Source organism: Paenibacillus doosanensis (genome assembly GCF_025060755.1).
Lineage (GTDB): Bacteria > Bacillota > Bacilli > Paenibacillales > NBRC-103111 > Paenibacillus_S > Paenibacillus_S doosanensis.
Genome location: NZ_JANYUY010000006.1, coordinates 184,799 through 191,467 on the forward strand (window position 1 = coordinate 184,799; position 6,669 = coordinate 191,467).

General features: G+C 50.2%; 5 protein-coding genes and 2 rRNA genes. All 7 read right to left on the reverse strand.

All coding sequences use genetic code 11. The features are described from left to right. Positions 1-23: 23 nt before the first annotated feature. Positions 24-1,310, reverse strand: a complete 1,287-nt coding sequence (gene serS / locus N0M98_RS07725) for a serine--tRNA ligase (RefSeq protein WP_249860235.1) — start codon at positions 1,308-1,310, stop codon at positions 24-26. 11 nt (positions 1,311-1,321) lie between these two features. Then, positions 1,322-1,894, reverse strand: a complete 573-nt coding sequence (gene pdxT, locus N0M98_RS07730) for a pyridoxal 5'-phosphate synthase glutaminase subunit PdxT (protein WP_259617462.1) — start codon at positions 1,892-1,894, stop codon at positions 1,322-1,324. Positions 1,895-1,921: 27 nt separating this feature from the next. Continuing rightward, complete coding sequence (pdxS, locus tag N0M98_RS07735) at positions 1,922-2,803, reverse strand: pyridoxal 5'-phosphate synthase lyase subunit PdxS (protein WP_249860237.1); 882 nt, start codon at positions 2,801-2,803, stop codon at positions 1,922-1,924. 118 nt (positions 2,804-2,921) lie between these two features. Next, positions 2,922-4,220 carry a D-alanyl-D-alanine carboxypeptidase family protein gene (locus N0M98_RS07740; RefSeq protein ID WP_259617463.1) on the reverse strand — a complete coding sequence of 433 codons (1,299 nt, stop codon included), beginning with the start codon at positions 4,218-4,220 and terminating at the stop codon, positions 2,922-2,924. Between the two features lie 105 nt (positions 4,221-4,325). Beyond that, positions 4,326-5,783, reverse strand: a complete 1,458-nt coding sequence (gene guaB, locus N0M98_RS07745; RefSeq protein WP_249860239.1) for an IMP dehydrogenase — start codon at positions 5,781-5,783, stop codon at positions 4,326-4,328. A 438-nt stretch (positions 5,784-6,221) separates the two neighbouring features. Continuing rightward, a 5S ribosomal RNA gene (gene rrf, locus N0M98_RS07750) occupies positions 6,222-6,338 on the reverse strand. Positions 6,339-6,492: 154 nt separating this feature from the next. Beyond that, positions 6,493-6,669: ribosomal RNA gene (locus N0M98_RS07755) — 23S ribosomal RNA — on the reverse strand; the annotation flags it as partial.

The following is a 6,669-nucleotide window of genomic DNA, read 5'->3' on the forward strand; positions in this document are numbered from 1 at the left end:
ACTTGAACAGGCTTTATCAAGCTCTATTTTTTGCTGATCTTCTCCAAATTGCCCATGTACGGACGAAGCACTTCAGGAATCAGGACGCTTCCATCCTCCTGCTGATAGTTCTCCAAAATGGCGGCAACCGTACGCCCCAGCGCCAAGCCTGAACCGTTCAACGTATGCACGAATTCCGGCTTCGCCTTGGTGTCGCGGCGGAATCTAATGTTCGCGCGGCGCGCCTGGAAGTCCTCGAAGTTGCTGCACGAGGAAATCTCGCGGTACGTGCCGCTGCTAGGCAGCCATACTTCCAAATCATACGTCTTCGCCGAGGAGAAGCCCAGATCGCCCGTACAGAGCGTAAGAACGCGATACGGCAGCTTCAGAAGCTGAAGCACCTTCTCCGCGTCCGCCGTCAGCTTCTCGAGCTCCTCATAGGAATTCTCGGGAAGTGTCAGCTTCACCAGCTCCACTTTGTTGAATTGATGCTGACGGATCAAACCGCGGGTATCTCTTCCAGCAGAACCGGCTTCTGAGCGGAAGCAGGCGCTGAAGGCCGCGAAATACTTCGGCAGATCGTCTATCGACAAAATATCGTCCCGATAGTAGTTGGTTACCGGCACTTCCGCCGTCGGAATCAGGAAGTAATCAATGCCCTCTCCAGACAGCTTGAACACGTCCTCTTCAAACTTCGGGAGCTGGCCCGTACCGGTAAGGCTATCGCGGTTTACGATCTGCGGCGGCAGCATTTCTTCATACCCGTGATGATCGCTGTGAAGATCCATCATGAAATTGATCAAGGCGCGCTCTAAGCGGGCGCCCAGTCCTTTATAAAACACGAAACGCGAACCCGTGACCTTCGCCGCCGCCTCGAAATCGAGAATGCCAAGCTCTTGTCCGAGATCCCAATGGGCTTTAGGCTCAAAGGAAAATTGCCGCGGCTCGCCCGTACGGCGGATTTCCACGTTTTCCTCCTCCGACTTGCCTACGGGAACACTTTCATGGGGAATGTTTGGAATCGCCAGTATGATGCCGTTCAGCTCGGTTTCAAGCACCCGAATTTCATCGTCAAGCACTTTAATCCGGTCGCCTACGCCTTTCATTTCCTCAATCAGGGCATCGGCGTCTTGCTTCGCCTTCTTCAGAGCGGCTACTTCTTGGGAAACGACATTCCTCCGGTTTTTCAGCTGCTCGACCTCCTGCAGAAGTTCTCTTCGCTTCGTGTCAAGGCTTGTAAACCGGCTTATATCTTCGAGCGTTTTGCCGCGATGATTCATCGCCTGCTCTACGCGCTGCAAATCATTACGCAGCAATTTTATATCTAACAAGGGGACCCCTCCTACCTCGCTTCACGTACCATATCTAGAAAGTAAGCGTGCATGCGCTCATCATCGGTCAATTCCGGATGGAAGGAGGCTGCAAGCAAGCTTCCCTGACGAGCCGCAACGATTTGATCTCGGTACGTTGACAATACCTCAACGCCTTCTCCGACTTCGTCAATAAGCGGAGCGCGGATAAACACGGCCCGGACATCGTCGGCCACACCTTTGACAGCCAAGTTCGTCTCAAAGCTCTCCCGCTGGCGTCCGAATGCATTGCGCGATACTTTCATATCCATCAAACCAAGATGAGCTTCCGGTTCGCCGATGATTTCCTTGGCTATAACAATCAGTCCGGCGCAGGTGCCGAAAATCGGCTTGCTCTGCCGATGAAAGCCGCGCAGCGCTTCGATAAAATCGAACCTTCGCATCAGCTTCCCGATCGTCGTGCTTTCTCCGCCAGGAATAATCATCCCGTCGACTTCATCCAGCTGTTCTTTTTTCTTAACGATAACACCCTCGGCGCCTGCCTTCTCGATCAAGCGAATATGCTCCGCTACGGCGCCTTGAAGGGCCAATACTCCGATTTTCATGGTTTGTTCACCTTCTGCCCGCGCCGATTACCAGCCGCGTTCCTGCATACGCTCCGTTGCATTCAGCTTGGAAATTTCAATTCCCTTCATCGGCGTGCCCAAGTTTTTGGAGATTTCCGCAATCAAAGCGTAATCCGTATAATGCGTAGTCGCTTCTACGATCGCCTTGGCAAATTTCTCAGGGTTGTCCGATTTGAAAATACCGGAACCTACGAACACACCGTCCGAACCTAGATGCATCATCAGAGCCGCATCGGCAGGAGTCGCTACGCCGCCGGCAGCGAAGTTAACGACTGGCAATTTGCCTGTTTCGTGAACTTGCAGCAGCAACTCGTACGGAGCGCCCAAGTTTTTAGCTTCCGCCATCAGCTCGTCCTTGGACATCGCTTGCACCTTTTTAATTTGCCCAACCATCATCCGCATATGACGAACGGCTTCTACGATATTGCCAGTTCCAGGTTCGCCTTTAGTACGGATCATCGACGCGCCTTCTCCGATTCTGCGCAGCGCCTCGCCCAAATCTCTCGCTCCGCATACGAAAGGAACGGTAAACTCCCTTTTATTGATATGAAACACTTCATCGGCCGGAGTCAATACTTCGCTCTCGTCGATGTAATCTACGCCCATCGCTTCAAGGATCTTGGCTTCCACGAAATGACCGATACGGGCTTTAGCCATAACCGGAACCGAAACGGCCTTCATAACCTCTTCCATAACCGTAGGATCAGCCATACGGGCTACGCCGCCTGCCGCGCGAATATCCGAAGGCACCCGTTCCAATGCCATAACCGCCGATGCTCCGGCCGCTTCCGCGATTCTTGCTTGCTCAGCGTTCATGACGTCCATGATGACGCCGCCTTTTTGCATTTCCGCCATACCTTTTTTGACGCGCGATGTTCCTGTTTCCATTTCCCGACTCCTCCTAAAAACCCTTATAATCAACACACGATACGCAAAATGCGACAAACTAACTAAGCAATTATTTTACATGAACCATCCGGAATATACAACCGGTCCGCCCAGGATTTTACCCCTTTTTGGCGCCTCCGATCATATCGACGAAGAAGTTTTTGATCGCCCGGAAAAACAAGCGGAACCAGCTTCCCTTCTCCTCGTCATTAGCCGCTACTAATTTAATAGTATACGGTTTATTTTCAAAAGTAACCGTCATGGTGCCAACTTCTTGGCCCTTCGTAATCGGAGCGACCAAATCGGATCTGCCTTCTGCCGTTTTTACGAATGCCGTATCCGGCGTACCTTTTTTAACGAGCAATGACAAGCTTTCGCCTGTAACTACAGGAATCTCTGTATTCGTACCTTTTTTGAGCGGAACGGTCGGCAATGATTCTACTGCGGTATCCGCCTTGACGACTTCCTTCTTTTCAAAGTTCGAATAGCCGAAGTCGAGCAGTTTCTTTGTGTCAAAGAAGCTGTTATCTCTGGTGCTCGAATTCATAACGACGGCGATTAATCTCGTATCGTTACGAATCGCAGTGCCCGTAAAGCAAAAGCCGGCCTTATCGGTATGGCCCGTTTTTAATCCGTCAAGCCCTTGGTAAACAAACTTTTTAAAATTCACATTATCTTTGTTGCCTTCCAGCATCCAGTTCCAGTTCACCATCGCATTGGCATCCGTAGGTCTGAATTTCTTCGACGGAATGCTCGAGAATTTAAGAATATCCGGGTAGTCATTAAGCAGATGAAATGCGATTAGTGCCGCGTCTTTAGCTGTAAAAACCGTTTCTCCCGGCAGCGAAGCCGGCGCGTATTTACCCAGATCGACCCGGTCCAAGCCGGATGTATTGATGAAGTAAGCGTCCTTGGACAAGCCTAGCTTAGCAGCCGTTTCATTCATCAGCTGCGCGAACTGCTCTTCGGACCCCGCAATTTTTTCCGCCAAAGCGACCGCGGCTCCATTATCGGAATAAATCGTCACCGCATTGAACAAATCCTGAACGGTATACTGGTCGCCCTCAGCTTTCGGAATGCCCGACAATGCTTTATTATTCGATAAAAAAGCCGAGTAATCGCTGATCGTAAGCGTATCGGTCCAATCCATCTTTTTATTGGCAATGCTATCAAGAACTAAGTATTCCGTCATCATTTTGGCCATACTCGCAGGCGGCATAGCGGTATTTTCATTTTGAGCGTACAGGACTTGTCCTGTCGATGCTTCCATTAAGACAGCCGCTTTGGCGGTGAGACCTAAATTCGTCGTATCCGCTTCTGCGGCTTGAGCCGTATTCGCAACTAGCGGGGAAACTGCGATTTGTACTGTAATCATGGCTGCTAAAGCAAGCTTTCCCCATTTCCAAAACCTGTTCACTTTTTCACTCTCCCATTCTTTTTGTTTCTTCATTGTAGCATACCATTGCAGCCAAAAAAAAGAAGACTAAGGCCCTGGGCCCTCGTCTCCAATATGTGGCAGTCATTAAAGCGAATAGTTTGGCGCTTCCTTCGTAATTTGGACATCGTGAGGATGGCTCTCGCGCAAACCCGCGCCCGTAATCCGGATAAACGCCGTATCGTTAATAAGCTCTGGAATATTATGAGCGCCGCAGTAGCCCATACCGGAACGCAAACCGCCGATAAGCTGGTATACCGTATCCGCCAGAGGCCCTTTGTAAGCGACGCGGCCTTCGATGCCTTCCGGAACCAGCTTGCTCTCGTTTTCTTGGAAGTAACGGTCTTTACTGCCTTCCTTCATCGCACCGAGAGAGCCCATGCCGCGATACACTTTAAATTTACGCCCTTGATAAATTTCCGATTCGCCCGGGCTTTCATCCGTACCTGCGAACAGGCTTCCAATCATAACCGCGCTAGCGCCCGCCGCAATGGCTTTGGTAACATCCCCCGAATACTTGATCCCGCCGTCTGCGATAACCGGCACATTGTACTCTCTGGCCACGCTGGCGCAATCATAAATAGCCGTAATTTGTGGTACGCCGATCCCCGCAATGACCCGTGTCGTACAAATCGAACCCGGTCCGATGCCGACCTTAACCATGGAAGCCCCGGCTTCGATCAAATCGCGAGTGCCATCTCCAGTTGCAACGTTGCCTGCACAAATCGGCAGATCCGGGTACTGCGCCCTGATCATTTTGACCGTGTTCAAAATATTAATGTGATGTCCGTGCGCAGAGTCGACGACGAGCATATCTACCCCGGCCTCCACAAGGGCCGCTGTACGTTCCATAACGTCTTTGGAGACCCCTACCGCAGCGCCGACCAGAAGACGTCCGTGAGCATCCTTTGCAGAGTTAGGGAACTGGATAGCTTTCTCGATATCCTTGATCGTAATAAGCCCTTTAAGCGTGTTGTGCTCGTCCACCAGAGGCAACTTCTCAATCTTATGCTGCTGCAAAATAACTTCGGCTTGCTGCAGCGTTGTTCCGACCGGTGCCGTTACGAGATCTTCCTTCGTCATAACCTCTTTGATCTTAATGGAGTAGTCGTGGACAAAGCGTAAGTCCCGGTTTGTAATGATACCGACCAGCTTCTTGTTCTCGTCACAGATCGGCACGCCCGAAATGCGATACTTAGCCATCAATTCTTCCGCATCGTATACGTGATGTTCCGGTGTCAAATGAAAAGGATTCGTAATTACTCCGCTTTCCGAACGTTTTACACGATCTACTTCTTCCGCCTGCTGCGCAATCGACATATTCTTATGAACGATCCCGATGCCGCCCTCTCTGGCGATCGCAATCGCTAATGCGGCCTCCGTTACGGTGTCCATTGCCGAGCTTATAAAAGGAATGTTGATCTTGATTTTATCCGTAAGCTGCGTTGAGATGTCGATCTCCTTCCCGAATACTTCCGACTTCCTCGGTACTAGTAAAACATCATCAAACGTCAAGCCCTCTTTGGCAAACTTATCATTCCACACGAACTTAGTCCTCCTTCATATTCTTCAATGCCCGTAGATATTAATTGCAATCTTATCAAAAGCCTATTTTTCGTGTCAAGCATATCTTCATAACGTAAAAGAATCTTCATATTCGCCTGTAAAGTTATAGGAAATGAAAGGGTTTTAGATACCATCAAGCTATTCTGCCATAGTATTCCCCTATAGCTTAAGCAATATCTAGCCAGTGACTAACAATATAGAAAACAGAACCAATCCCCCAAAAGTGACGTGATGCTCTGAAGCTTATTCCGTCCGCATCCAGCTTAGGCTGGATCGGCGTCTAACCATTCCTCTGGGATCGTTCTATGGGTAGACTTTACTTTCGGGGGAGACCACGGATTTCCACAGGATATGGCTGCGCATCATTTCCTAAACAATAAAAAAAGCAGCTGATCTGCGTAAGATCAACTGCTTTTTGCTTGGCGACGTTCTACTCTCCCAGAACCCTTCGGTTCAAGTACCATCGACGCTGGAGGGCTTAACGGTCGTGTTCGAGATGGGAACGCGTGGTTCCCCTCCGCCATCATCACCAAACGGTGTAGCTTGTTCAAGGCTTGCGCCTTGAAAACTAGATACGAAACTCGTGCGCGTTGTTGAGCAATGGTTATTTGTTCTTCCCGGTTTGTTTCCGGGCCCCGAGAAAGTATTTGGAATCAGCTTCGAAGCTTCTCTTCACTTTCTTGGGAATTTGGTTAAGCCCTCGACCGATTAGTATTCGTCAGCTCCACACGTTGCCGTGCTTCCACCCCGAACCTATCTACCTCGTCGTCTTCAAGGGGTCTTACTTACTGGGAAATCTCATCTTGAGGGGGGCTTCACGCTTAGATGCTTTCAGCGCTTATCCCGTCCGTACGTAGCTATCCAG

What these genes read in the sequence shown, in the direction of transcription:
- pdxT (WP_259617462.1), bottom strand. Translation starts at nt 1,894, where the DNA reads ATGAAAATCGGAGTATTGGCCCTTCAAGGCGCCGTAGCGGAGCATATT.
- pdxS (WP_249860237.1), bottom strand. Translation starts at nt 2,803, where the DNA reads ATGGAAACAGGAACATCGCGCGTCAAAAAAGGTATGGCGGAAATGCAA.